Source organism: Burkholderia sp. HI2714, from assembly GCF_002223085.1.
GTDB lineage: Bacteria > Pseudomonadota > Gammaproteobacteria > Burkholderiales > Burkholderiaceae > Burkholderia > Burkholderia lata_D.
Window position 1 is genome coordinate 108641 of sequence record NZ_NKFM01000012.1, and the last position, 25985, is coordinate 134625.

General features: G+C 67.7%; 24 protein-coding genes. 19 read left to right on the plus strand and 5 right to left on the minus strand.

Annotation, left to right across the window (positions count from 1 at the left end; translation table 11 throughout):
- Nucleotides 1–92: 92 nt before the first annotated feature.
- Nucleotides 93–983 carry a transcriptional regulator CynR gene (gene cynR, locus CFB82_RS03360; protein ID WP_089483423.1) on the plus strand — a complete coding sequence of 297 codons (891 nt, stop codon included), beginning with the start codon at nt 93–95 and terminating at the stop codon, nt 981–983.
- A 45-nt stretch (nt 984–1028) separates the two neighbouring features.
- Here cynR and CFB82_RS03365 read toward each other — a convergent pair whose 3' ends face one another.
- Nucleotides 1029–1751: a FadR/GntR family transcriptional regulator gene (locus CFB82_RS03365; RefSeq protein ID WP_083265833.1), complete on the minus strand. Its 723-nt coding sequence runs from the start codon at nt 1749–1751 to the stop codon at nt 1029–1031.
- A gap of 212 nt (nt 1752–1963) precedes the next feature.
- On the opposite strand from CFB82_RS03365, the gene CFB82_RS03370 reads away from it, so the two are divergent.
- The 3 genes from CFB82_RS03370 to CFB82_RS03380 all read left to right on the plus strand — a co-directional run bounded on the left by CFB82_RS03370 (nt 1964) and on the right by CFB82_RS03380 (nt 4932).
- Entirely contained in the window at nt 1964–3286 is a 1323-nt protein-coding gene (locus CFB82_RS03370) for a C4-dicarboxylate transporter DctA (RefSeq protein ID WP_089483490.1), read from the plus strand.
- A 105-nt stretch (nt 3287–3391) separates the two neighbouring features.
- Nucleotides 3392–4399 carry an allantoicase gene (gene alc / locus CFB82_RS03375; RefSeq protein WP_069247117.1) on the plus strand — a complete coding sequence of 336 codons (1008 nt, stop codon included), beginning with the start codon at nt 3392–3394 and terminating at the stop codon, nt 4397–4399.
- Between the two features lie 14 nt (nt 4400–4413).
- A complete protein-coding gene (locus CFB82_RS03380; protein WP_069247118.1) occupies nt 4414–4932 on the plus strand; it encodes an ureidoglycolate lyase in 519 nt (172 codons plus the stop codon).
- A gap of 178 nt (nt 4933–5110) precedes the next feature.
- On the opposite strand, the gene fur is transcribed toward CFB82_RS03380, so the two are convergent.
- On the minus strand, nt 5111–5539 hold the full coding sequence (fur, locus tag CFB82_RS03385; RefSeq protein WP_043191276.1) for a ferric iron uptake transcriptional regulator: 429 nt from the start codon (nt 5537–5539) through the stop codon (nt 5111–5113).
- A gap of 141 nt (nt 5540–5680) precedes the next feature.
- On the opposite strand from fur, the gene CFB82_RS03390 reads away from it, so the two are divergent.
- The 9 genes from CFB82_RS03390 (at nt 5681) to CFB82_RS03430 (ending at nt 14969) form a co-directional block, all read left to right on the plus strand.
- A complete protein-coding gene (locus tag CFB82_RS03390) occupies nt 5681–6499 on the plus strand; it encodes an outer membrane protein assembly factor BamE (protein WP_069247119.1) in 819 nt (272 codons plus the stop codon).
- Nucleotides 6500–6564: 65 nt separating this feature from the next.
- Complete coding sequence (gene dapB / locus CFB82_RS03395) at nt 6565–7362, plus strand: 4-hydroxy-tetrahydrodipicolinate reductase (protein WP_089483424.1); 798 nt, start codon at nt 6565–6567, stop codon at nt 7360–7362.
- Nucleotides 7363–7380: 18 nt separating this feature from the next.
- Nucleotides 7381–8049, plus strand: a complete 669-nt coding sequence (locus CFB82_RS03400) for a MotA/TolQ/ExbB proton channel family protein (RefSeq protein ID WP_059528793.1) — start codon at nt 7381–7383, stop codon at nt 8047–8049.
- A 24-nt stretch (nt 8050–8073) separates the two neighbouring features.
- Complete coding sequence (locus tag CFB82_RS03405) at nt 8074–8535, plus strand: ExbD/TolR family protein (RefSeq protein WP_069247121.1); 462 nt, start codon at nt 8074–8076, stop codon at nt 8533–8535.
- Nucleotides 8536–8816: 281 nt separating this feature from the next.
- Nucleotides 8817–11411 (plus strand): leucine--tRNA ligase, encoded by a 2595-nt coding sequence (gene leuS / locus CFB82_RS03410; RefSeq protein ID WP_089483425.1) that lies wholly within the window; start codon nt 8817–8819, stop codon nt 11409–11411.
- 38 nt (nt 11412–11449) lie between these two features.
- Nucleotides 11450–12004, plus strand: coding sequence for an LPS-assembly lipoprotein LptE (locus tag CFB82_RS03415; RefSeq protein WP_069247123.1), 555 nt, complete (start codon nt 11450–11452; stop codon nt 12002–12004).
- An 18-nt stretch (nt 12005–12022) separates the two neighbouring features.
- On the plus strand, nt 12023–13117 hold the full coding sequence (gene holA / locus CFB82_RS03420; RefSeq protein WP_069247124.1) for a DNA polymerase III subunit delta: 1095 nt from the start codon (nt 12023–12025) through the stop codon (nt 13115–13117).
- Between the two features lie 138 nt (nt 13118–13255).
- Nucleotides 13256–14527 carry a glutamate-5-semialdehyde dehydrogenase gene (locus CFB82_RS03425; RefSeq protein ID WP_089483426.1) on the plus strand — a complete coding sequence of 424 codons (1272 nt, stop codon included), beginning with the start codon at nt 13256–13258 and terminating at the stop codon, nt 14525–14527.
- A 19-nt stretch (nt 14528–14546) separates the two neighbouring features.
- Complete coding sequence (locus CFB82_RS03430) at nt 14547–14969, plus strand: CopD family protein (protein WP_089483427.1); 423 nt, start codon at nt 14547–14549, stop codon at nt 14967–14969.
- Between the two features lie 101 nt (nt 14970–15070).
- Here the strand turns inward: CFB82_RS03430 and CFB82_RS03435 are convergent, their stop codons facing one another.
- Nucleotides 15071–15919 carry a MurR/RpiR family transcriptional regulator gene (locus CFB82_RS03435; protein WP_031398862.1) on the minus strand — a complete coding sequence of 283 codons (849 nt, stop codon included), beginning with the start codon at nt 15917–15919 and terminating at the stop codon, nt 15071–15073.
- Between the two features lie 294 nt (nt 15920–16213).
- On the opposite strand from CFB82_RS03435, the gene edd reads away from it, so the two are divergent.
- The 4 genes from edd (at nt 16214) to CFB82_RS03465 (ending at nt 20814) form a co-directional block, all read left to right on the plus strand.
- Nucleotides 16214–18070 carry a phosphogluconate dehydratase gene (gene edd, locus CFB82_RS03445; protein WP_089483428.1) on the plus strand — a complete coding sequence of 619 codons (1857 nt, stop codon included), beginning with the start codon at nt 16214–16216 and terminating at the stop codon, nt 18068–18070.
- A 19-nt stretch (nt 18071–18089) separates the two neighbouring features.
- Nucleotides 18090–18716 (plus strand): bifunctional 4-hydroxy-2-oxoglutarate aldolase/2-dehydro-3-deoxy-phosphogluconate aldolase, encoded by a 627-nt coding sequence (gene eda / locus CFB82_RS03450; protein ID WP_069247127.1) that lies wholly within the window; start codon nt 18090–18092, stop codon nt 18714–18716.
- A gap of 219 nt (nt 18717–18935) precedes the next feature.
- Nucleotides 18936–20297, plus strand: a complete 1362-nt coding sequence (locus tag CFB82_RS03460; RefSeq protein WP_069247128.1) for a GntP family permease — start codon at nt 18936–18938, stop codon at nt 20295–20297.
- Nucleotides 20298–20310: 13 nt separating this feature from the next.
- Nucleotides 20311–20814 (plus strand): gluconokinase, encoded by a 504-nt coding sequence (locus CFB82_RS03465; RefSeq protein ID WP_069247129.1) that lies wholly within the window; start codon nt 20311–20313, stop codon nt 20812–20814.
- A 71-nt stretch (nt 20815–20885) separates the two neighbouring features.
- Here CFB82_RS03465 and CFB82_RS03470 read toward each other — a convergent pair whose 3' ends face one another.
- Nucleotides 20886–21533: a TetR/AcrR family transcriptional regulator gene (locus CFB82_RS03470; RefSeq protein ID WP_089483429.1), complete on the minus strand. Its 648-nt coding sequence runs from the start codon at nt 21531–21533 to the stop codon at nt 20886–20888.
- A gap of 284 nt (nt 21534–21817) precedes the next feature.
- Here CFB82_RS03470 and CFB82_RS03475 point away from each other — a divergent pair, with 284 nt between their 5' ends.
- Nucleotides 21818–23239, plus strand: coding sequence for an NAD(P)/FAD-dependent oxidoreductase (locus CFB82_RS03475; protein ID WP_089483430.1), 1422 nt, complete (start codon nt 21818–21820; stop codon nt 23237–23239).
- Nucleotides 23240–23315: 76 nt separating this feature from the next.
- On the opposite strand, the gene purB is transcribed toward CFB82_RS03475, so the two are convergent.
- On the minus strand, nt 23316–24704 hold the full coding sequence (purB, locus tag CFB82_RS03480) for an adenylosuccinate lyase (RefSeq protein WP_069247132.1): 1389 nt from the start codon (nt 24702–24704) through the stop codon (nt 23316–23318).
- A 230-nt stretch (nt 24705–24934) separates the two neighbouring features.
- On the opposite strand from purB, the gene CFB82_RS03485 reads away from it, so the two are divergent.
- Nucleotides 24935–25888: a LysR substrate-binding domain-containing protein gene (locus CFB82_RS03485; RefSeq protein ID WP_039361477.1), complete on the plus strand. Its 954-nt coding sequence runs from the start codon at nt 24935–24937 to the stop codon at nt 25886–25888.
- Nucleotides 25889–25985 lie beyond the last annotated feature (97 nt).

Sequence of the window (25985 nt, forward strand, 5' to 3'; positions counted from 1 at the left end):
GAACGGATGTGCGTATGATGCGGGAATCGAACCATAGCGTCCAAGACTGGATCGTTATGGTCTCCATTGGCAGAACCAATACTTCGGCCGCCATGCTTCTCCGCCACATCCGCTATTTCCTGGCCGTCGCCGAGCAGCGCAGTTTCACGCGCGCGGCCGACGCGCTGCACGTCTCGCAGCCGACGCTGTCGCAGCAGGTGCGCCGGCTCGAGGACACGCTCGGCGTGCAGTTGTTTGACCGCTCGGGCCGCACGGTGCAGCTCACCGAGTTCGGCGAAGTCTATGCGCGCCATGCGCGCGCCGCGCTGCACGAGCTCGATGCGGGGCAGCGCGCGCTGCACGACGTCGCCGATCTCGGCAGCGGGTCGCTGCGGCTCGCGATGATGCCGACCTTCGCGGCCTACCTGAGCGGCTCGCTGATCGACGCGTTCCATGCCGACCATCCGAACCTCGCGCTGACGATCGACGCGATGCCGCAGGAGCGCATCGAGGCGCTGCTCGCCGACGACCGGCTCGACGCGGGCTTCGCGTTCATGCCGCCGCGCGCGCCGGACATCGACGCGCTGCCGCTGTGGGACGAGCCGCTCGCGCTCGTGACGGGCCGCACGCATCGTCTCGCACGGCGCCGCCGCGCGCTGACGCCGGCCGAGCTCGGCGGCGAGCCGCTGGTGCTGCTGAGCCGCGCGTTCGCGACGCGCGAGCGCATCGACCGGTATTTCATCGAGCACGGCGCGCAGCCGAAGATCGCGATCGAGACGAATACGGTCAGTGCGGTGCTGGCGCTCGTGCGGTGCGGCCGGCTCGCGACGGTGCTGCCCGACGCGGTCGCGCGCGAGAGCGCCGACCTGTGCGCGCTGGAGATCGATCCGCCGCTGCCCGCGCGCACGGCCGCGCTGCTGACACGCAAGGGCGCGTACCGCAGCGTCGCGGCGCGCGCGTTCATCGCGCGTGCGCTCGCGTATCGGGATCCGTCGGGAGGTTGACCGGTACGACCGGGCGGCGCGCGCGACGGGCGGCCGCCCGGGCCGTCATGTGCGGGGTGTCGGGAAGAAGATGCCCGCGCGCTGCGCGGCGTTCGCGATGTGCGTTTCGATCGCAATGCCGGCGGCGCCCGCATCACGCGCGATCAGCGCGTCGACGATCGCGCGGTGCTCCTGCCACGTCGACAGCAGCAGCTCGCGCCGGTAGAACGGCATGCGCTGGCTTTCCTTCATGATGTCCGCGCTGCTGCGCAGCACCGATTCGATCGCCGCGTTGCCGGCGAGATGGATGATCCGCATGTGGAAGTCGAAGTCGAGCTGCGACGCCTCGTCGAGCGCGCTTTCGGTGAGCGCGACGTGCAGGTCGGCGAGGTTGTCCTCGAACCACGCGATGTCGTCGTCGCTGACGACGTGCGCGGCCATCCGCGCGGCGAAGCCCTCGAGCGCATAGCGCATCTGGTACGTGTCGGGCGGCGACGACTGCTCGGCGAAGCGCCATGCGTGCGCGGCCGTGGCCTGCGCGCTTTCGACATACACGCCCTTGCCGGCGCGGATGCGCAGCATCCCGAGCGCCTCGAGCGTCGACAGCGCCTCGCGCAGCGACGCGCGGCTGATCTCCAGCTCCTCGGAGAGCTGGCGCTGGGCCGGCAGCAGGCTGCCGACCGGATAAACGCCTGCCTCGATCCGGTCGCGGATCGTCGCGATGGCGGCGTCGGTCACGGTATGCGGAACGTTTTTCATGATGTGAACTTTGGCCGGTCTGACCGGCATTGTAATCCGCACGCAGGCGGTGCATGGCCGGCCTACGGGAAAGCCACGATCTGCCCCTGTCCGATGCATCGAAGCCAGGCGGGCAGGGGCGGGAAATCCCTATTTTGTCCGTCCTTGACTCGACTATATCGGCTTCCTACTATCCACCATAACATCACTGGTCTTACCAGTATGAACAGACGAAACTGCAACCGTTGGATCGGGAGAGCGCCGTGTCGAAATTCCTCAATTCGCTGTTTGGTCGGGTAGTCGTCGCATTGATTCTAGGGATCGCGCTCGGCGCGTTCTTCCCGCATTTCGCCGAGTCGTTGCGACCGCTCGGCGACGGCTTCCTGAAGCTGATCAAGATGGTGATCGGGCCGATCGTGTTCTGCGTGGTGGTCAGCGGGATGGCCAACGCGGGCGACCTGAAGAAGGTCGGCCGGGTCGGCCTGAAGGCCGTCATCTACTTCGAGATCATGACGACGCTCGCGCTCGGCATCGGCCTCGTCCTCGCGTGGCTCACGCGCCCGGGCGTCGGGATGAACATCGACCTGCGCTCGCTCGACGCGGCGTCGCTGTCGACGTACGCGAAGAACGCCGAAAGCCTGAAGGACACGGCCGGCTACCTGATGAAGATCATCCCCGAGACCGCGATCGACGCGTTCGCGAAGGGCGACATCCTGCAGATCCTCGTGTTCGCGGTGCTGTTCGGCTCCGCGCTGTCGTTGCTCGGCGACAAGGCGCAGCGCGTCAACTCGCTGATCGAGGAACTGTCGCACGTGTTCTTCCGGATCATCGGCTTCATCATCAAGCTCGCGCCGCTCGGCGTGCTCGGCGCGATCGCGTTCACGACCGGCAAGTACGGCGTTGCGTCGCTCAAGCAGCTCGGCTACCTGGTCGCGGTGTTCTACCTGAGCTGCTTCGTGTTCGTCACGGTCGTGCTCGGCGTCGTGATGCGGCTGGCGGGCTTCTCGGTGTTCAAGCTGATCCGCTATCTGCGCGAGGAACTGACGATCGTGCTCGGCACGGCATCGTCGGACGCGGTGCTGCCGCAGGTGATGCGCAAGCTCGAATACATGGGCGTGAAGGATTCGACGGTCGGCCTCGTGATCCCGACCGGCTATTCGTTCAACCTCGACGGCTTCTCGATCTACCTGACGCTCGCCGTGCTGTTCATCGCGCAGGCCACCAACACGCCGCTGTCGACGCATGACCTGATCGTCGTGCTGCTCGTGTCGCTCGTCACGTCGAAGGGCGCGCACGGGATCCCGGGCTCGGCGATCGTGATCCTCGCGGCGACGCTGTCGGCGATCCCGGCGATTCCGGTGCTCGGCCTCGTGCTGATCCTGCCGGTCGACTGGTTCGTCGGCATCGCCCGCGCGCTGACCAACCTGATCGGCAACTGCGTCGCGACGGTGGTCGTCGCGGTGTGGGAGAACGACATCGATCGTGCCCGCGCGACACGCGTGCTGAATCGCGAGCTGCGCTACGTGCCGGCCGAAGAGGAAGACCGCGCGGCGCCGGTCGCCGGCGACCAGGCTCACGCGCTCTGAGCGCACCCCCCGCGCGGGGCGGCTTCCCCTGGTCGTCCCGCGCACCCGAGTTCATGTGGCCGGCGCCTCGATGCGCCGGCACATCATCAAACAACAGGAGACGACATGGCAGCCCCCATCCTCGATCCGAATGCGCCGGCCTTTACGCGGCGTTACATGAACCTCGCCGATCCGCGCCTCGGGGCGCAGGCGCTCTTTGCCAGCGATGAATTCTTCGCACCGAAGGAGCGCATGCTGAATCCCGAGCCGGCCGTGTTCATCCCCGGCAAGTACGACGACCACGGCAAGTGGATGGACGGCTGGGAAACGCGCCGCAAGCGCACGACCGGCCACGACTTCTGCGTGGTGCGGCTCGCGCGGCCGGGCGTGATCCACGGCGTCGACCTCGATACGAGCCATTTCACCGGCAACTTCCCGCCGGCCGCGTCGATCGACGCGTGCGTCGCCGAAGGCGACACGCCGCCTGACGACGCGCAATGGCGCCCGATCGTCCCGGCGACGACGCTGCAGGGCAATTCGCATCACTACGTGAGCGTCGACGATGCGCAGCCCTGTACGCACCTGCGCGTGAACCTGTACCCGGACGGCGGCCTCGCACGGCTGCGCGTGTACGGCCAGCCGCAGCGCGACTGGCGCCAGGTGCCGGCCGGCGAGCTCGTCGATCTCGCGGCGATCGAGAACGGCGGCTACCTGGTGGCCGCGAACAACCAGCACTTCGGCCCGGCCTCGCAGATGCTGATGCCGGGGCGCGGCGTGAACATGGGCGACGGCTGGGAAACGCGGCGGCGCCGCGAGCCCGGCAACGACTGGGCGATCGTCGCGCTTGCGCGGCCGGGCATCATCCGGCGCGTCGAGGTCGATACCGCGTTCTTCAAGGGCAATTTCCCCGACCGCTGTTCGCTGCAGGCCGCGCGGGTCGCGGGCGGCACCGACGATTCGCTCGTCACGCAGGCGATGTTCTGGGCTGAACTGCTCGGCGAGCAGAAGCTGCAGATGGACCACGTCCACACGTTCGACCAGCTTGCCGCGCTCGGCCCCGTCACGCACGTGCGTTTCAACATCTTCCCGGACGGCGGCGTGTCGCGCCTGCGTCTGTGGGGCGAGCCGGCTTGAAGGAGGGTAACGGCATGAGCGAATCCCGGATCCTGCGCGTCGAGCGCCTGACGCGCGAAGCGTTCGCGCCGTTCGGCGATGTGATCGCGCTCGAAGGCGCGCGTCATTTTCCGATCAACGGCGGCACGACCGAGCGCTTCCACGATCTCGCGACGATCGACGTGTGCGCGGACGGCGGCCGCCCGCTCGTCAGCGTGTTCCGCGCGCAGCCGCGCGCGCTGCCGGTCGCGGTCACGCTGATGGAGCGCCATCCGCACGGCAGTCAGGCGTTCATCCCGCTCGCGGCCGTGTCGCGCTACGCGATCGTCGTCGCGCCGGCCGGCGAGTTCCGGCCCGACGCGATGCGCGCGTTTCTCGCGGAAGGCTGGCAGGGCGTGAACTATGCGAAAGGCGTCTGGCACCATCCGCTGCTCGCGCTCGACGCGGTCAGCGATTTCGTGATCGTCGATCGCGGCGGGCCGCAGCCGAATTGCGACGAGATCCCGCTCGAGCGCGCGTGGGCGCTGGAGTTCGAGCCGGCCTGCGCGGCCTGACGCAAGGGCAGCGCCCGGCTCCGGCTGCCTGGAGGCAGCCCGGGCGGGCGTGTCGAAGGGTTTCCGAAAGCCTGGGGCGCACGACTCACGCGGCGGTGCGCCGCCGCTATCCCGAAAAGAACACGGCCCGGGCGGCGAGATGCCGGCCGGGCCGTGCCGCGTGCGCGGGACGCGCGAATCAGTGCTTGCGGTGCGGGCAGTTCTCGGTGGTGCAGGAACCGTACATCGCGAGCGAGTGCTCCTGGAGCTTGAAGCCGCGCTCCTTGGCGATCGCCTGCTGGCGGCCTTCGATCTCGGCGTCGAAGAATTCCTCGACACGGCCGCAATCGAGGCACACGAGGTGGTCGTGGTGCGAGCCTTCGTTCAGTTCGAACACGGCCTTGCCGGATTCGAAGTTGCTGCGCGTGAGCAGGCCGGCCTGCTCGAACTGCGTCAGCACGCGGTAGACGGTGGCCAGCCCGATGTCGAGCTGCTCGTTGAGCAGGTTCCGGTAGACGTCTTCTGCCGTCAGGTGGCGCACCGGGCTTTGCTGGAAGATCTCGAGAATCTTGAGGCGCGGTAGGGTGGCCTTTAGCCCGATATTCTTGAGATCCGTCGGATTGGTCATGGCTAGGCATCCCTAGAGTACAATGCAGGGCTTCAATGTTACCGGCTTTTCGCCGTTCCAGAAACACGCGCGGCCTGCACACGGGCCTGCACGGTGAGGGAAATGATTCCAGAATCTCTTTCGCACTTTCAGAGGAGCCGCATGCGGAGTGTCATCATCGCTGCCGCCGCCGTTGCCGCGCTGGCTGGTTGTTCGTCGTACGACAGCGTGACGCAGCGCATCGCGCAGAGCATCACCCCCTACCGGATCACCGTCGTGCAAGGCAACTTCGTGTCGCAGGAGAAGGCCGCGCAGTTGCAGGTCGGCATGTCGCGCGAGCAGGTGCGCGCGTTGCTCGGCACCCCGCTGCTGGCCGACATGTTCCACGCCGACCGTTGGGACTACCTCTTTTACTTCAAGCGCGGCTCGACGGCAGTCGTCCAGCAGCGCGATCTCGTCGTGACGTTCTCGGGCGATCGCCTGGCGAGCTGGACGGGGGCGGACAACCTGCCTTCGGAACTCGACCTGCTGGCCGACATCGACGGCGACCGCGGCGGCAAGAAGGCGAAGGCGGCCGCAGCGGCGAAGAAGGCCGCCGAGGCTGCCGCCGCCGCGAGCGCCGCGCAAGCGGCCGCGAGCGCGCCGGCGCCGGAGGCTGTCGCCAGCCCGTCCACTGCGCCGGCGGCCGGTGCGGTGATCGACCAGGATGCGAACGCGCAGGCCGCCCGCGCGGCGAACCGCGCGACCAACCAGGTGTCGGGGCAGGGTTCGGGTTCGCGCCGGTTCACGCCGGCGGCGAAGGCCTCGGCCGGCGCGCCGGTGCCGGGCGGCCAGCCGCCGGGCGCCGCGCCGGCGATCCAGCCGCAGTTCCAGTTCCATCGTCCGCCGCAGCCGAACGTGTCGAACGAGGCGCCGCCGCCGGTCGGCCCGCAAGGCTCGGACAACCTGCAGAACCAGCCGCTCACCGCACCGGCGCAGTAAGCAGCCGGCGTGCGGAAACAGGGCGGCATGCGCCGCCCGCTTTTATACCTGTCGTGTAGAAAGCCATGAAGATTGCGATTGCCGGGGCATCGGGCCGAATGGGCCGGATGCTGATCGAAGCCGTTCTCAACGATGCCGACGCGCAGCTCGTCGGCGCGCTCGACCGCGCCGATTCGCCGTTCCTCGGCCAGGACGCCGGTGCGTTCCTCGGCAAGGAAACCGGGGTCAAGCTGACCGCCGACCTCGACGCCGTGTTCGCGCAGGCCGACACCCTGATCGATTTCACGCGTCCGGAAGGCACGATGGCCCATATCGAGGCCGCGCTGCGCCACGACGTGAAGCTCGTGATCGGCACCACCGGCTTCACCGCCGAGCAGAAGGCCGAGCTGCAGGCCGCGGCGAGCAAGATCGGCATCGTGTTCGCGGCGAACATGAGCGTCGGCGTGAACGTCACGCTGAAGCTGCTCGAATTCGCGGCGAAGCATTTCTCGCGTGGCTACGACATCGAGATCATCGAGGCGCATCACCGCCACAAGGTCGACGCGCCGTCGGGCACCGCGCTGATGATGGGTGAAGCCGTCGCCGGCGCGCTCGGGCGCTCGCTCGACGATTGCGCGGTGTACGGCCGCCACGGGGTGACGGGCGAGCGCGATCCGTCGTCGATCGGCTTTGCCGCGGTGCGCGGCGGCGACATCGTCGGCGATCACACCGTGCTGTTCGCCGGGATCGGCGAGCGCATCGAGATCACGCACAAGTCGTCGAGCCGCGTATCGTATGCGCAGGGCGCGCTGCGCGCGGTCCACTTCCTGTCGGCGCGCGGCGCCGGCCTGTTCGACATGCAGGACGTGCTCGGCCTGCGCTGACACCACGGGGAAACTCCGATGGCGATACCCACCGGCGTTGTCCACTACCTCGAAAGCGGCGATGCGATCACGCATGCCGTCGCCTATGTGCTGCTGGCGATGTCCGTCGCCAGCTGGTGCTTCCTCCTCATGAAAGCCTGGCTCCTGGTCCGCGCGAAGCGGCAGGGGCCGCGCGCGCTCGCCGCGTTCTGGCGCGCGCCGTCGCTCGACGCGGGCATCGCCGCGCTCGCCGGCGCCGATCGCGAGCGCGTGTTCGTGCCGCTCGCCGAAGCCGCGCGCGATGCGGCCGACGACCACGACCCGGCTGCCCTGGCCGCGCGCGTCGAGCGCAGCGAGCGCGTGCTGCGCGCGTTGCGGCACGCGATGCTGCGCTCGCAGCGGCGTCTCGAATTCGGCCAGGTGCTGCTCGCGTCGATCGGCAGCACCGCGCCGTTCGTCGGGCTCCTCGGCACCGTGTGGGGCATCTACCACGCGCTCGGCAGCATCGCCGCGAGCGGGCAGGCGCAGATCGAGAACGTCGCGGGGCCGGTCGGCGAGGCGCTGATCATGACCGCGTTCGGGCTCGTCGTCGCGATTCCCGCGGTGCTGGCCTACAACATCCTCGGGCGCCTCGTGCGGCAGCTCGCCGAGGAGCTCGACGGCTTCGCGCGCGACCTGCACGTGTTCGTGTGCGCGCAGGAAGCCTGACGCGCCCATTCCGGAGGAGCGACCATGGCATTCGGCGGACTCGAGCACCACAAGACCTCCGCGCCGATGGCGGAGATCAACATGACCCCACTGATCGACGTGATGCTGGTGCTGCTCGTCATCTTCATCATCACCGCGCCGCTGATGACGCACGCGATCCGGCTCGACCTGCCGAAGGTCGCGGCCAGCGTCGCGCGCGACACGCCGCAATCCGTCACCTTGTCGATCGACGACGCGGGCAAGCTGTATTGGGACGATTCACCGGTCGCGCTCGATGCGCTGCCCGCGCGCTTCCGGGCCGCCGCCGCGGGCGGCGCGCCGCCCGAGTTGCGGCTGCGCGCGTCGCGTGCGACCCGCTACGACGTGATCGCGCAGGTGATGGGCGCCGCGCAGGCCGCCGGTCTCACGCGGATCGGTTTCGTGACCGACGTGCCGCCGCAGGCGGGCGGTTCAGCGGCGGCGCCTGCCGTGCCGGCCAACCGCTGAGCGGGCCCGTCCCCGCCGCGGGATCGGGCCACGCGCCGCAAGACGGGTCGAATGGGCCGGCGCGGGCGGTATAATCAACGTTTTTCCCGGTTGGCAGGCTTTTTCAGGTAACCCGGAATTTTCCAGGCTACCCGGGCATGCTGCGGGTTACCCGGAAAATGCCGGAAACCGCGAACAGGTCCGGCAACAGCGAACCTGCAGGTCCGCCGGGCAAGCACGATTTTCGATCCACTCCTGCGCGCGCGCCGTCGCGTCGCTTAAAGCCTAGTCCGAACCACACCATGCACGAGAGATACGTACCCGCCGACGTCGAAGCCGCCGCCCAGGGCGACTGGCGCGCAGCCGATGCCTACAAGACGAAGGAAGATTCGCAGAAGCCGAAGTTCTACTGCGTGTCGATGCTGCCGTACCCGTCCGGCAAGCTGCACATGGGTCACGTGCGCAACTACACGATCAACGACGTGATGTACCGCTATCTGCGGATGAACGGCTACAACACGCTGATGCCGATGGGCTGGGACGCGTTCGGGATGCCGGCCGAGAACGCCGCGATGGCGAACGGCGTGCCGCCCGCCAAGTGGACCTACGACAACATCGACTACATGAAGGGCCAGATGCAGTCGATGGGCCTCGCGATCGACTGGTCGCGCGAAATCGCGACGTGCAAGCCCGACTACTACAAATGGAACCAGTGGCTGTTCCTGAAGATGCTCGAGAAGGGCATCGCGTACAAGAAGACGGGCACCGTGAACTGGGACCCGGTCGACCAGACCGTGCTCGCGAACGAGCAGGTGATCGACGGCCGCGGCTGGCGGTCGGGCGCGCTCGTCGAGAAGCGCGAGATCCCGATGTACTACCTGCGCATCACGCAGTACGCGGATGAGCTGCTGAACGACCTCGACGGCCTCGGCTGGCCCGAGCGCGTGAAGATCATGCAGCAGAACTGGATCGGCAAGAGCTTCGGCGTGAACTTCGGCTTCCCGTACGAACTCGACGGCGAGAAGAAGCTGCTGCGCGTGTTCACGACGCGTGCCGACACGATCATGGGCGTCACCTTCTGCGCGGTCGCGGCCGAGCACCCGCTTGCGACGCGCCTCGCGCAGGGCAAGCCGGAACTGCAGGCGTTCATCGACGAATGCAAGCGCGGCGGCGTCGCCGAGGCCGACGTGGCGACGATGGAGAAGAAGGGCGTCGCGACGGGCTTCTCGGTCACGCACCCGCTGACCGGCGAGCCGGTCGAGGTGTGGATCGGCAACTACGTGCTGATGAGCTATGGCGAAGGCGCGGTGATGGGCGTGCCGGGCCACGACGAGCGCGATTTCGCGTTCGCGAAGAAATACGACCTGCCGATCAAGCAGGTGATCTCGGCCGAAGGCCAGCAGTACTCGCTCGACGCCTGGCAGGAGTGGTACGGCGACAAGGAAGTCGCGGTCTGCGTGAACAGCGGCAAGTACGACGGCCTGCACTACGCGCAAGCCGTCGACGCGGTCGCGGCCGACCTGAAGGCCGGCGGCTTCGGCGACAAGCAGGTCACGTGGCGCCTGCGCGACTGGGGCGTGTCGCGCCAGCGCTACTGGGGCACGCCGATCCCGATCATCCACTGCCCGTCGTGCGGCGACGTGCCGGTGCCCGAGCAGGATCTGCCCGTCGTGCTGCCGGAAGACCTCGTGCCGGACGGCTCGGGCAACCCGCTCGCGAAGTCGGAAGCGTTCCTGAACTGCACGTGCCCGAAGTGCGGCGCGGCCGCGAAGCGCGAAACCGACACGATGGACACCTTCGTCGATTCGTCGTGGTACTTCTCGCGCTACACGGCGCCGGACGCCGAGACGATGGTCGACGCGCGCACCGACTACTGGATGCCGATGGACCAGTACATCGGCGGCATCGAGCACGCGATCCTGCACCTGCTGTATTCGCGCTTCTGGACCAAGGTGATGCGCGACCTCGGCCTCGTGAAGTTCGGCGAGCCGGCGAAGAACCTGCTCACGCAGGGCATGGTGCTGAACGAGACGTACTACCGCGAGGACGCATCGGGCAAGAAGACCTGGTACAACCCGCTCGACGTGACGGTCACGCACGACGACAAGGGCCGCCCGGTCGGCGCGACGCTGAATGCGGACGGCCAGCCGGTCGTGCTCGGCGGCATCGAGAAGATGTCGAAGTCGAAGAACAACGGCGTCGATCCGCAGCTGTTGATCGACCAGTACGGCGCCGATACCGCGCGCCTGTTCACGATGTTTGCCGCGCCGCCCGAGCAGCAGCTCGAGTGGTCGGGTGCGGGCGTCGAGGGCGCGAGCCGCTTCCTGCGCCGCGTGTGGAGCTTCGGCGCGACGAACCGCGAAGCGCTCGCCGCGCGCGCGGGCTTCGATGCGGCCGCGCTCGGCGAAGCCGACAAGGCGCTGCGCCGCGAGATCTACAGCGTGCTGAAGCAGGCCGATTTCGACTACCAGCGCCTGCAGTACAACACGGTCGTGTCGGCCGCGATGAAGATGCTGAACGCGATCGACGGCGCGAAGGGCGCGACGCCGGGCGTGCTGCGCGAAACGTACGGCGTGCTGCTGCGCGTGCTGTACCCGGTCGTGCCGCACGTCACGTTCGAACTGTGGAAGGCGCTGGGCTACGCGGACGAATTCGGCCCGCTGCTCGACGCGCCGTGGCCGAAGGTCGACGAGGCCGCGCTCGAGCAGGCCGAGATCGAACTCGTGCTGCAGGTGAACGGCAAGGTGCGCGGCGCGCTGAAGGTGGCGAAGGACGCGAGCCGCGAGGCGATCGAAGCCGCGGCAGTGGCCGACGACGCGTTCGCGAAGTTCAGCGACGGCAAGCCGGCGAAGAAGATCGTCGTCGTGCCGGGCCGCCTCGTGAACATCGTCGTCTGACGGCCGCCGGCCATCGGACGTACCCAGAAGGAGCGAAGGTGATCCGCAGATCGTTTTTGATGCTTGCTGTCGGCAGCGCGGTTGCGCTGTCGGCATGCGGCTTCCAGTTGCGCGGCCAGCAGGACTACGCGTTCAAGCACCTGCTGATCGCCGGTGCGCCGGCGCCGGTCGAGGCGCGTCTCGTGCGCCTCGTCGAGGCCGGCAGCGACACGAAGATCGTCAAGTCGGCGGACGACGCCGATGCCGTGCTGACCATGTGGGAATCGCGTGGCCAGAACACGCTGACGCTCAACAAGTACGGCTCGGCGCAGGAATACGCGCTCTTCTATACGTTGCGTTATCAGTTGACGAGCAAGGACGGCACCGTGCTGATCCCGCCGAGCGCGATCGCGCTGAACCGTGCGATGACGTACAGCGATCAGTACACGAACGCGAAGGCGCAGGAAGCGGACCTCCTGTACGCCGACATGCAGAGCGACGCGGTCGACCAGCTGATGCGGCGTCTCGCGATCGTCCATTCGCTGACGCCGGCGCCGGAAGACGTGGTGCCGGGCGTCGCGCCGCGCGCGCCGCTGCCGCCGCCGCCGCTCTGATCGACGGCGCACGTATCGATGCAACTGCGACTTGATGCGCTGGAGCCGCACCTCGCGAAGGGGTTGGCCGGGCTCTATACCGTCTACGGCGACGAGCCGCTGCTCGCGCAGGAAGCGTGCGACCGCATTCGTGCGGCCGCGCGCGCGGCCGGCTTCACCGAGCGTTCGGTGCATACGGTCGAACGCGGCTTCGACTGGAGCGTGCTGCTCGGCGCGACCCAGGCGATGTCGCTGTTCGGCGAGCGCCAGCTGATCGAGCTGCGCATTCCGTCGGGCAAGCCCGGCAAGGAAGGCGCCGATGCGCTGAAGACGCTCGCGGCCACGCCGAACCCCGACGCGCTGATGCTCGTCACGCTGCCGCGTCTCGACGCGGCCACGCAGAAATCCGCGTGGTTCACCGCGCTGCAGAACGGTGGCGTCGCGCTGAAGATCGATCCGGTCGACCGCGCGCAGCTGCCGAACTGGATCGGCCAGCGCCTCGCGATGCAGGGCCAGCGCGCCGCGCCCGGCGAGGACGGGCGCCGCGCGCTGCAGTTCATCGCCGAGCGCGTCGAAGGCAACCTGCTCGCCGCGCACCAGGAAATCCAGAAGCTCGGGCTGCTGTATCCGCAGGGCGCGCTGTCGTTCGAGCAGGTGCACGACGCGGTGCTGAACGTCGCGCGTTACGACGTCTTCAAGCTGAACGAAGCGATGCTCGCCGGCGACGCAGCGCGGCTCGCGCGGATGATCGACGGGCTGAAGGGCGAGGGCGAGGCGATCGTGCTCGTGATGTGGGCCGTCGTCGAGGAATTGCGCACGCTGCTGCGGATCAAGCGCGGCACGACGGCCGGCAAGCCGCTCGCGACGCTGCTGCGCGAGAACCGCGTGTGGGGGCCGCGCGAGCGGCTGATCGGCCCCGCGCTGAATCGCGTGTCCGAAGCCGTGCTCGAGAAGGCGCTCGCGTTTGCCGCGAAGCTCGACCGTCAGGTCAAGGGGCTCACGGCCGTCGCGCCGGGTCGCCGCACGCAGGACGAACCGCCGCCCGATCCGTGGGACGGGCTGTTCCAGCTCGCGATGACGGTGGCCGGTGCCCGCGGCGAGCGACCGCCGACCGCGGGGCGCGTGCGACGCTAAGTCCCGTTCGGGCCTTCAGCGCGCGCTGCGCAACCCGCTTACAATGTTTTGATCGCTGGCGCGGTCTCCCGGCCGCCGCCGCTCACGCTTCCCCACGAATTCATGCCGCCCAGCGCGGCGCGCTTCTCGAGTCACACGATGGATATCGATCAGTACATGACCGACCTGGGCCGTCGCGCCCGGCACGCTTCCCGCGCGATGGCGCGCGCCAGCACGGCGGCGAAGAACGCGGCGCTCGACGCCGTGGCGCGCGCGATCGAACGCGATGCGCAGGCGCTGAAGGACGCGAATGCCCGCGATGTCGCCCGTGCCCGTGAAAAGGGGCTCGATGCGGCGTTCGTCGATCGCCTGACGCTGTCGGACAAGGCGCTGAAGACGATGGTCGAAGGCTTGCGCCAGGTGGCGTCGCTGGCCGATCCGATCGGTGAGATCAGCAACCTCAAGTACCGCCCGAGCGGCATCCAGGTCGGCCAGATGCGTGTGCCGCTCGGCGTGATCGGCATCATCTACGAATCGCGCCCGAACGTGACGATCGACGCGGCCGCGCTGTGCCTGAAGTCGGGCAACGCGACGATCCTGCGCGGCGGTTCCGAAGCGCTCGAATCGAACGCGGCGCTCGCGAAGCTGATCGGCGAAGGGCTCGAAGCAGCCGGCCTCCCGCAGGATGCGGTGCAGGTCGTCGCGACGGCCGATCGCGCGGCGGTCGGCAAGCTGATCACGATGACCGAATATGTCGACGTGATCGTGCCGCGCGGCGGCAAGAGCCTGATCGAGCGCCTGATCAACGAGGCGCGCGTGCCGATGATCAAGCACCTCGACGGCATCTGCCACGTGTACGTCGACGATCGCGCCGATCTCGAGAAGGCGCTGACCGTCTGCGACAACGCGAAGACGCACCGCTACGGCACCTGCAACACGATGGAGACGCTGCTCGTGTCTAGCGGTGTCGCGGCGAAGCTGCTGCCGCCGCTCGGCAAGCTGTATCGCGACAAGCAGGTCGAACTGCGCGTCGATGCGGCCGCGCGCGCGGTGCTCGCCGATGCGGGCGTCGGCCCGCTCGTCGACGCAACCGAGGAAGACTGGCACACCGAGTATCTCGCGCCGGTGCTCGCGATCAAGGTCGTCGACGGCCTCGACGCAGCGATCGAGCACATCAACCATTACGGCTCGCACCACACCGACGCGATCGTTACCGAGGATCACGACCGCGCGATGCGGTTCCTGCGCGAAGTCGATTCGGCGAGCGTGATGGTCAACGCATCGACGCGCTTCGCGGACGGCTTCGAATTCGGCCTCGGCGCGGAAATCGGCATCTCGAACGACAAGCTGCACGCACGCGGCCCCGTCGGCCTGGAAGGGCTGACGTCGCTGAAGTACGTCGTGCTCGGACACGGCGAAGGCCGCCAGTAAACAACGAGGCACACAATCGATGGCGATGCTCTGGGTCAAGACGTTCCATATCGTTCTGATCGCCGCGTGGTTTGCAGGGTTGTTCTACCTGCCGCGCATCTACGTGAACCTGGCCATGGAAACCGATCCGGCCGCCGTGCGCCGCCTGCTGCTGATGGCACGCAAGCTGTTCCGCTTCATGACGATGATCGCGGTGCCGGCGCTGGCCTGCGGGCTGTGGCTCTGGCTGTCGATCGGCATCGGGCAGGGGCAGGGCTGGATTCACGCGAAGGTGACGGTCGTGCTGCTGCTCATCATCTATCACGCGTATTGCGGGCACCTGCTGCGGGTGTTCGAGCGTGGCGAGAACCGCCGCACCGACAAGTGGTATCGCGTGTTCAACGAGTTGCCGGTGCTCGGCATGCTCGCGGCGGTCGCGCTGGTCGTGATCAAGCCGTTCTGAGCGGCATCGCCGGCGCAGTAGCCGGCACCGCCCGACATGCAACGGCGCCCCGCGGGGCGCCGTTTGTCGTTTACGCGCCCGTGGTTGGCGCGGGCGTCTGCTCAATCCTTCGTGCCGTCGTCGATGCGGCGGCGCGTGATCGCCTCCTTCGCGCGGCCGACCCGTTCCATCAGCGCGGGGCCGCGTGACAGCGCGACGCCGACCGCGAGGATGTCGCCGATCGCGAGATGCGACATCCGCGACGTCATCGGCGAGAACACGTCCGTTTCCTCCGCCACGTTCGACGCGAGACTCACTGTCGCGAGCTTCGCGAGCGGCGAATGGCTCTGCGTGATCGCGACGACCTTCGCACCGCACGCGAGCGCGGAGCGCGCCGCGTCGACGATATCGCGCGTGCGGCCGGTGTTCGAGATCGCGACGACGACGTCGTGCGGGCCGAGCAGCGCCGACGACATCGAGAACGTGTGCGGATCCGAATACGCGACGCTCGGCACGCCGAGCCGGAAGAACTTGTGCTGGATGTCCTGCGCGGCGATGCCCGAGCCGCCGGCGCCGTAGAACTCGATCCGCGATGCGTTCGACAGCAGCGCGATCGCCTCGGCGACACTGCCGGCGGACAGGCTGTTGCGCACCTCGATCAGTGCGCCGATCGTGCGGTCGAACACCTTGCCGATGATGCCGGGCGCCGGTTCGTCGGGCTCGACGTCGCGATAGACCGACGACACGCCCGGCGCGACGCTCTGCGCGAGCCGGATCTTGAATTCGCGGAAGCCGCTGCAGCCGAGCGCCTGGCAGAAGCGGGCGATCGTCGGCTGGCTGACGCCCGCGCGCGTCGACAGCTCGGTCATCGCGAGGTCGAGCACCTCGCGCGGCGCGGCAAGGATGTAGTCGGCGAGCTTGCGCTCGGACGGGCGCAACTCGGTGCGGATCGCTTCAATGCGGGGCAGCATGGGGCGGCAGGCAGAAATCGGGTTCGGATGAGCGAGTGTATCGCAATCGAATTGTAGAAAATCTACATGAAAATACTAGCTCAATCGTCGGTGATTCATGAGGTGGGTAGGGCTGATGATTAGGGTTTTCACTAGGTAAAGCCTTGCTGGTGGCGGGAATGAGGGTTGCGAGCATGCTGATCCGCATTGCATGCGTGTAGTTTTTCTACTAGACTGCTTTCGTTCGTTCGACGAAGCTCGACCGTCCCCACGATTCCAACCGCCGGTGTCGGCCGGCATACAGGAGCGCCCAGCATGACGTCGCTGCACCCCACTCTGGCGAAGGTCACCGAACGCGTGATCGCCCGCAGCCAATCGACCCGTTCCGCCTATCTGCAGCGCATCGACGGCGCGCAGGGCAAGTTCCCGGCACGCGGCGCGCTGTCGTGCGCGAACCTCGCGCACGGCTTCGCCGGCCTCGAAGGTAACGACAAGTTCTCGATCAAGGCGATCCGCGAGCCGAACATCGGCATCGTGTCCTCGTACAACGAGATGCTGTCCGCGCATGCGCCGTACAAGGATTTCCCCGAGATCATCAAGGCGGCCGCGCGCGAGAACGGCGGTGTCGCGCAGTTCGCGGGCGGCGTGCCGGCGATGTGCGACGGCGTCACGCAGGGCAACCCGGGGATGGAGCTGTCGCTGTTCTCGCGCGAGGCGATCGCGATGGGCACGGCGATCGCGCTCACGCACAACATGTTCGACGCGGCGCTCTGCCTCGGCATCTGCGACAAGATCGTGCCGGGCTTGCTGATCGGCGCGCTGCAGTTCGGCCACCTGCCGACGATCTTCGTGCCGGCCGGCCCGATGACGAGCGGCCTGTCGAACGACGACAAGGCGAAGATCCGCCAGCAGTTCGCGACCGGCCAGGTCGGCCGCGACGCGCTGCTCGAAGCCGAATCGGCCGCGTATCACGGCCACGGCACCTGCACGTTCTACGGCACCGCGAACAGCAACCAGATGCTGATGGAGCTGATGGGGCTGCACCTGCCGGGTTCGGCATTCGTCCACCCGCACACGCCGCTGCGCACCGCGCTGACGGCCGAGGCTGCGCGCCGCGTGCTCGACCTGACCGTCGAGCGTGGCCAGTACACGCCGATCGGCCATGTGATCGACGAGAAGGCAATCGTCAACGGGATCGTCGCGCTGCTCGCGACGGGCGGCTCGACCAACCACACGCTGCACCTCGTCGCGATCGCGCGCGCCGCCGGCATCCTGATCGACTGGAACGATTTCGACGAACTGTCGGCCGTCGTGCCGCTGCTCGCGAAGATCTACCCGAACGGCAAGGCCGACGTGAACCATTTCCACGCGGCGGGCGGCGTGGCCTTCCTGGTACGCAACCTGCTGGAAGGCGGGCTGCTGCACGAGGACGTGACGACGGTCGCCGGCAAGGGCCTCGCGCACTACACGAAGGAGCCGAAGCTGATCGACGGCAAGCTCACGTGGGTCGACGGCGCGGCCGAGAGCCACGACACGAAGGTGCTGCGCGGTATCCGCGACCCGTTCCAGCCGGACGGTGGCCTGCGCCTGATGCAGGGCCGCCTCGGCCGCGGCGTGATCAAGATTTCGGCGGTCGCGCCCGAGCACCGCAAGGTGACGGCGCCCGCGATCGTGTTCGATTCGCAGGAAGCCGTGCAGGAAGCATTCGATCGCGGCGAGCTGAAGCGCGATTTCGTCGCGGTGGTGCGCTTCCAGGGCGCGCGCGCGAACGGGATGCCCGAACTGCACCGTTTGACGCCGCTGCTCGGCGTGCTGCAGGATCAGGGCTTCCACGTCGCGCTGGTCACCGACGGCCGCATGTCGGGCGCGTCGGGCAAGGTGCCGGCCGTGATCCACGTGTCGCCGGAAGCGCTGCTGGCTGGCCCGCTCGGCAAGGTGAAGACGGGCGATACGCTCGTGATCGACGCGGAAGCCGGCGTGCTCGACATCGAGATCGACGCCGCCGAGTGGCAGGCGCGCCCGGTCGCGCAGCCGCTGCACCAGGCCGAGAACGAGGTCGGTTTCGGGCGTGAACTGTTCGGCGTGTTCCGCGCGGCCGCCGCGCCGGCCGAGCAGGGCGCATCGGTTTTCGGCGCGCTGGTCGGCGAAACGGCCGCCCACGTCGCCGCATGAATTTCAAGGAGCCAATTCAATGAAGACGATTGCTGAAATCGTGAAGCTGGGCCCGGTCATCCCGGTGCTCGCATTCGACTCGGTCGAGCAGGGCGAACACGTGTCGCGTGCACTGCACGCAGGCGGCGTGAAGGTGCTCGAGATCACGCTGCGCACGCCGGCCGGCCTGGAAGCGATCCAGCGCGCCAGCCAGCTCGCGGACGACATCGTCGTCGGCGTCGGCACGATCACGAAGCCCGAGCATTGCGAGCAGGCGAAGCGCGCGGGCGCGAAGTTCGGCGTGTCGCCGGGCCTGACGAAGGAGCTGCACCTCGCGTCGCTCGACGCGGGCCTGCCGCTGCTGCCGGGCGTGATGACGCCGAGCGACATCATCCAGGCGCTCGAGTTCGGCTACGAGATCGTGAAGTTCTTCCCCGCGCAGCAAGCGGGCGGCGTGCCGATGCTGCAGGCGTTCCACGGCCCGTTCCCGGCGCTGAAGTTCTGCCCGACCGGCGGCATCACCGTCGACACCGCGCCCAATTTCCTGAAACTGCCGAACGTCGTGTGCGTGGGCGGCTCGTGGCTCACGCCGAAAGCCGCGCTCGCCGCGCAGGACTGGGCCGAAGTCACGCGCCTCGCGCAAGCCGCGAGCCAGCTTCCCCGTTAAGACTTGTACGAGATGACGGTTTGACCCTCGGAAAGCGAGCCTTAGTGCTTGTTTTGCCGAGGGTTTTTGCTGATGGAACCGGTTCTATCCGCGGACCGTAAAGATAAGTAAAATTCAGCGTCCTGACGGGGTGGGTACCCCCCGTGTTTCGGAGACCTGCATAGCCGGGCATACTCGCAACAACTCGCCCGGTTCGAACAATTCTAGGAGGAGTGCCACATGGGGGCTGTCCAAGGCAGCATGCTGCTCGTATTCACGCTGATCGCGATTGCCGCGCTGATCCTGATGATCGCGCGCTACAAGATCTACCCGTTCCTGGTGCTGATCATCGTGTCGCTAGGCCTCGGCCTGGTCGTCGGCATGCCGATGGACAAGATCGTCAAGTCGTTCGAGACGGGCACCGGCGGTACGCTCGGCCACATCGCGATCGTCGTCGGCCTCGGCACGATGCTCGGCAAGATGATGGCGGAATCGGGCGGCGCCGAACGGATCGCGACCACGCTGATCGACTGGTTCGGTGAAAAGAACATCCACTGGGCGATGATGTTCGTCGCGATCATCGTCGGCCTGCCGGTGTTCTTCGAAGTCGGCTTCGTGCTGCTGATCCCGATCGCGTTCAACGTCGCGAAGCGCACCGGCAAGTCGCTGCTCGTCGTCGGCCTGCCGATGGTGGCCGGCCTGTCCGTCGTGCACGGCCTGATCCCGCCGCACCCGGCCGCACTGCTGGCCGTTCAGCAATACGGCGCCGATATCGGCAAGACGATCGCGTTCGGCCTGATCGTCGGCGTGCCGACCGCGATCATCGCGGGCCCGCTGTTCGCGCTGACGATCTCGAAGTTCGTGAAGCTGCCGGAGAACAATCCGCTCGCCGCGCAGTTCGTCGATACGCACACGGACGGCCGCAAGCGCGAACTGCCGAGCTTCGGCATCACGCTGTTCACGATCCTGCTGCCCGTCGTGCTGATGCTGGTCGGCAGCTGGGCCGACCTGGTATTCACGCCGAAGTCGCTGCCGAACAACCTGCTGCGCTTCGCCGGCAACTCGGACGTCGCGCTGCTGATCGCCGTGCTCGTGAGCTTCTTCACGTTCGGCAAGCTGCAGGGCTTCAACCGCGACCAGATCCAGAAGTTCTGCAGCGAGTGCCTGGCACCGATCGCCGGCATCACGCTGATCGTCGGCGCGGGCGGCGGCTTCGGCGGCGTCCTGCGCGACAGCGGGATTTCGCAGCAGATCGTCGAGACCGCGAAGCACGCGCACCTGTCGCCGCTGCTGCTCGGCTGGTTCGTCGCCGCGCTGATGCGTCTCGCGACGGGGTCGGCGACGGTCGCGATGACGACGGCCTGCGGCATCGTCGCGCCGATCGCGGCGGCGTCCGGCGCGGCGGTCAGCCCGGAGCTGCTGGTGCTCGCCACCGGCTCGGGCTCGCTGATCTTCTCGCACGTGAACGACGGCGGCTTCTGGCTGATCAAGGAATACTTCGGGATGACGGTCGGTCAGACGTTCAAGACCTGGTCGTTGCTCGAAACGATCATCTCGGTGCTCGGCCTCGGCTTTACACTGCTGCTGAGCATGGTTCTGTAACAAGGGGTAGTCAATGATTCTGATCGCAATGGGCGTGTCGGGCGCCGGCAAGTCGCTGATTGGCGAAATGCTGGCGGAACGCCTGTCGTGCAGCTATACCGATGGCGACGCGTTTCACAGCGCGGCGAACAAGGAAAAGATGCACCACGGCATTCCGCTGACCGACGACGACCGCTGGCCGTGGCTGCGCACGATCCGCGCAGCCATCGAGGAAAAGCAGCGTGCCGGTGAGACGGCCGTATTCACGTGCTCGTCGCTGAAGCGCTCGTACCGCGACGTGCTGCGCGGCACCGACACCGACGTGCGTTTCGTGTATCTGAAGGGTTCGTTCGAGGTGTTGCACGAGCGCCTGAAGAGCCGCACCGGCCATTTCTTCGATCCGTCGCTGCTGAAGAGCCAGCTCGACACGCTCGAGGAGCCGGGTCCGGACGAAGCGATCGAGGTCAGCATCGAGCTGACGCCCGAACAGATCGTCGATCAGGTCATGCTGAAGCTCGGCATCGCGCAGCAGCACTGAGCGCGGTTCGCGGCAATCGTCATGGAAAAGGCGCCTTCGGGCGCCTTTTTCGTTGGCGGCGCGGACGCCGATCAGGCCGTGCGTGCGCGTTGCGCGATGCCGTCGAGCAGCACGTCGAGCATCGTGTCGTGCACGGCCGCCGGATCGAGCTGCGCGTAGAGCGGGGCGGCCGCCTTGACGAGCGGATGCGCGGCGTCGGACAGCGCTTCCATTTCCGCGAGCTCGACGTCGTTCGCGGCGCGCGTGAGGCCGCCGGCTTCGGCGGCGGCAAGGCCGATCACGCTCGCATACCAGCCGACGCACACCGACGGCAGCGCCGCGCGCGGGATGCCGGCGTCGGCCAGCGCGCGATGCACGGCCTCGATGTGCGCGAGATCGGCCGGCCCGGTACTCATGTGCCGCTGCAGCAGCGCGAACGCGGCCGGGTAGCGCAGCGCGAGCGCGCGGTACTGGCGTGCGAGGTCGCGCAGCCGTTCGCGCCACGGCAGTGACGGATCGACCGGCACGAGCGAGCGCGACAGCGCGTTCGCGATCGCGCGGCTCAGGCCTTCCTTCGACTTGAAGTGGTACAGCACGCTCATCGGGTCGCAGCCGACCGACTGCGCGAGCTTGCGCACGCTGAACGCGGCTTCGCCGACGTCCTCGAGCAGCGCGAGCGCGGCCGCGACGATCGCATCCTTGTCGAGGCCGCGCGGGCCCTGGGCGGGTTTGTCTTTCATCGATGCGGGCTGGCGTGCCGGTGCGGCACCGGCTGTAAACTTGACGAAAGCTTATTCTACACTGTAGAATTATTTCTGCGGTGTAGAAATTGGGTGTCCCGGCACCTTTCAATACGTGCTTTCGCACAGTCCGGGATCCAGGCGGCACGAGCGTGCCCGCCGTCAACACGGGCTATCACGCCCCTTTTCTCGTTGACACCCATGTGGAACCGGCTGCCCCACCCGCGAAGCCTCGAAGCAACGAGGCCCTTCGACAGGCGGCCCAAGACCATGCAAGTGCAATCATGACTTTCAACAATCAACCCCTGATCCAGGGCGAATCGCGTTTCGAACAAACGCAACTGAACATCGAAAAAGACAACTGGAACTGGTGCGACCCGGCCCGCTACGACGGCGAGCGCCCGGCGAACTGGTATGAAGCGTCGCTGTCGCGCCATGCGAACAGCGCGCCGCTCGCGCACGATGCCGTCTGCGACGTGCTCGTGATCGGCGCGGGCCTGCTCGGCGCGTCGGCTGCGCTGCATCTCGCGGAAGCGGGTGTCGACACGATCCTCGTCGACAAGCACCACGTCGGCTCGGCCGCATCGGGCCGCAACGGCGGGCAGCTCACGCCCGGCCTCGCGCGCTGGGAAGCCGCCGACATGATCGACTACCTGTCCCACGACGACGCGAAGCGGCTGTGGCGCTTCGCGTCGGCCGAATCGATGGACCTGATCGATGCGATCGGCGCACGTTACGCGCTCGATCTCGACCGCAAGCGTGGTCACGTGACGGCGGCGGTCCACCCGGGCCACATGAGCGCGTTGCTGGACGGCGCGGATGCGCGCCGCCATCTCGGCGACGCGGGCGTGACGCTCGTCGGCCGCCATCAGCTGCATGACGACTACGTGCGCTCGGGGCTGTACCACGGCGCGGCGATCGACGCGATCGGCGGGCAAATTCATCCGCTCGCGCTGGTGCGCGGCCTCGTGCACGGCTTCCGGCTGAACGGCGGCGCGCTGTTCGAGGGCACCGAAGTGCTCGAGCTCGACGAGACGCCGGAGGGCGTCGTCGCGACGACGCCGGGCGGCACGATCACCGCGCGCAAGGGCGTCGTGCTCGCGCTGCACAACACGACGTTCCGGCTGCTCGACGACGGCGCGGCGACCACGGTGCCGTTCTTTACCTACGTGAGCGTGACGGCGCCGCTCGACGTCGACGTCGCGACGCTGATGCCGGCCGGCATGCCGGTGTACGACACGCAGTTCCAGATCGACTATTACCGGCCGGTACGCGGCAACCGCCTGCTGTTCGGCGGGCAGGGCACCGGCACCTGCTGGGCGCAGCCCGACGTGAACGCGTACCTGTTGACGCGGCTGAACACGGTGTTCCCGCAGCACGACGGCCGGTTCGCGCTCGACTACTGCTGGAGCGGCGTCAGCGACTTCACGCTGAACGGCGCGACCGACAGCCGCAAGACCGACGGCCGTGTGCCGATGTACATGGTGCAGGGCTGGAGCGGCCACGGCGTCGCGCAGACGGTGCGGATCGGCAAGGCAATCTGCGACGATTTCGTCGGCCGTAACGACGATTTCTCGATGCTGACCGGCATCGACCATCGCGCGATTCCGCTCGGCCGCCAGTTGTCGCCGATCGCGATTCCCGCCGCGAAGGCCGCGATGAGCGTGATGAGCGCGCTCAACCCGGGGCGGATGATTTCGTTCTGACCGGCCGCGGCAGGCAACAAAAAGCCCGATGCGATTGCTCGCATCGGGCCTTTTTTACGTGCGGAGACGGCGGCGCTTACGCGATCCGCTTCGCGAGTTCGACGGCCTTGCCGATGTACGACGCCGGCGTCATCGCGAGCAGGAGATCCTTCGCTTCTTGCGGGATCGCGAGCGTGCCGACGAATTCCTGCAGCGCTTCGCGCGTGATGCCCTTGCCGCGCGTCAGTTCCTTCAGCTGCTCGTACGGGTTCTCGATGCCATAGCGGCGCATCACCGTCTGTACCGGCTCGGCGAGCACTTCCCAGCAGTTGTCGAGGTCTTCGTTCAGGCGCTGCGGGTTCACTTCGAGCTTGTCGAGGCCGCGGATCAACGAGTCGTACGCGAGCAGCGAGTAGCCGAGCGCGACGCCCATGTTGCGCAGCACCGTCGAGTCGGTCAGGTCGCGCTGCCAGCGCGACACCGGCAGCTTGTCGGCGAGGTGGCGCAGCGTCGCGTTCGCGAGGCCGAGGTTGCCTTCCGAGTTCTCGAAATCGATCGGGTTGACCTTGTGCGGCATCGTCGACGAGCCGATCTCGCCGGCCTTCGTCTTCTGCTTGAAGTAGCCGACCGAGATGTAGCCCCACACGTCGCGGTCGAGGTCGAGCAGGATCGTGTTCGCGCGCGCCACGGCGTCGAACAGCTCGGCCATGTAGTCGTGCGGTTCGATCTGGATCGTGTACGGGTTGAACGTGAGCTTCAGGCGGTTCTCGATCACGTCGCGCGAGAACGCTTCCCAGTCGAATTCAGGATACGCCGACAGATGCGCGTTGAAGTTGCCGACCGCGCCGTTCATCTTGCCGAGGATCTCGACCTTCTCGATGCGCGTGATCGCACGGGCGAGGCGGGCCGCGACGTTCGCGAGCTCCTTGCCGAGCGTCGTCGGGCTGGCCGGCTGGCCGTGCGTGCGCGACAGCATCGGCTGCTCGGCGTGCGCGTGCGCGAGTGCGACGAGGCGCTGGTAGACCGTGCGCAGCGCGGGCAGGATCACGTGTTCGCGCGCGCCGGCGAGCATCATGCCGTGCGACGTGTTGTTGATGTCTTCCGACGTGCACGCGAAGTGGATGAATTCGCTGGCCTTTTCGAGTTCTGCCTGGCCCTTCACCGATTCCTTCAGCCAGTATTCGACGGCCTTCACGTCGTGGTTCGTCACGCGCTCGATGTCCTTGATGCGGGCGGCGTCGTGCGCGGTGAAGCGCTCGGCGAGCTGCAGCAGGAACTGTTCGGACGCATCGGAGAAGCGCGGGACTTCCGCGAAGCCGGCGCGCGACAGCGCGATCAGCCAGTGCACCTCGACGGTGACGCGGTGGCGCATGAAGGCGGCTTCGGAGAGCCAGTCGCGCAGCGCTTCGGTTTTGCTGGCGTAGCGGCCGTCGATGGGTGAAAGCGCGGTGAGGGCGAAAAGCGTATCGGGACGAGTGTCGGACATGATCGGGCGGGCCTTGGGGCCGGGTCGAGCGAGGGGAGGAGAATCCGGCATTTTACCATCGGCGCGGGACGATCCCGGTCGCGTGCGGCCGGCGGGCGCTGCCGCGTGCGGATACCGCGCCGGCGCCGGTTCGCGGCGGGGCGCCGGGCCGCTCGCCGCACCGCCGGTCGGGCCCGCCCGCCGGTAGAATGCAGGCTTCTTCCCGACCGCCGCCCGCCGCGCCCGCCTGCATGGAACTGAAATGGCTCGAAGACTTCGTTTCACTCGCGGAAACGCGCAGCTTTAGCCGGTCCGCCGAGCTGCGGCACGTGTCGCAGCCGGCGTTTTCGCGGCGCATCCAGGCGCTCGAGGCATGGCTCGCGACCGAACTGATCGATCGTTCGGTCTATCCGACGCGGCTCACGCAGGCCGGGCAGATCTTCTACGAACAGGCGCTGACGATGCTGTCGCAGGCGCACGAGGCGCGCACGCTGCTGCGCGGCCACGTCGGCGCGCCGGTGCCGACGATCGAGTTCGCGGTGCCGCACACGCTGTCGCTCACGTATTTCCCGCGCTGGCTGCAGCGGATCGAGGCGAAGATGGGCCAGGTCCACACGCGGCTGCGCGCGCTGAACGTGCACGACGCGGTGCTGTCGCTCGTCGAGGGCGGCTGCGATCTCGTGATGGGCTACCACCACCCGAGCCATCCGGTCGCGCTCGACCCGGCGCGCTACGACATGCTGATCCTCGGCAGCGAGCCGATCAGCCCGTTCTCGGCGCCGGGCCGCGCGGGGCGGCCGCGCTATACGCTGCCCGGCACGGCCGACGCGCGCGTGCCGTACCTGTCATATACGCCGAACGCGTATCTCGGCCGGATGACGGAAGTCATCGTCGCGAATGCGTCGACGCCGCTGTTCCTCGATCGCGTCTACGAGACCGACATGGCCGAAGGGCTGAAGGCGATGGCGCTCGCGGGCCACGGCATCGCGTTCCTGCCGCACAGCGCGGTCGAGGATGCGGTCGCGGGCGGTCGCCTGATCCGGCTCGACCGGTCGGTGCGCGGCGGCGCGTACCCGTTCACGCTGACGATGGAGATCCGGCTGTACTGCGACAAGCTCGCGCTGCAGGGCGACGATCCCCGCCAGAAGCTCGTGCGTGCGCTGTGGGACGTCGTGCGCGACGAACTGCGCGAAACCGCGGGTTAACCGTGGGCGGTTAACCGCCAGCCTGCTGTCGTCGAGCTTGCGGCGCCTGTCGGGCGGCTGTCCGGCGGCCTTCCCTCATCCAGGAAATACGATTTTT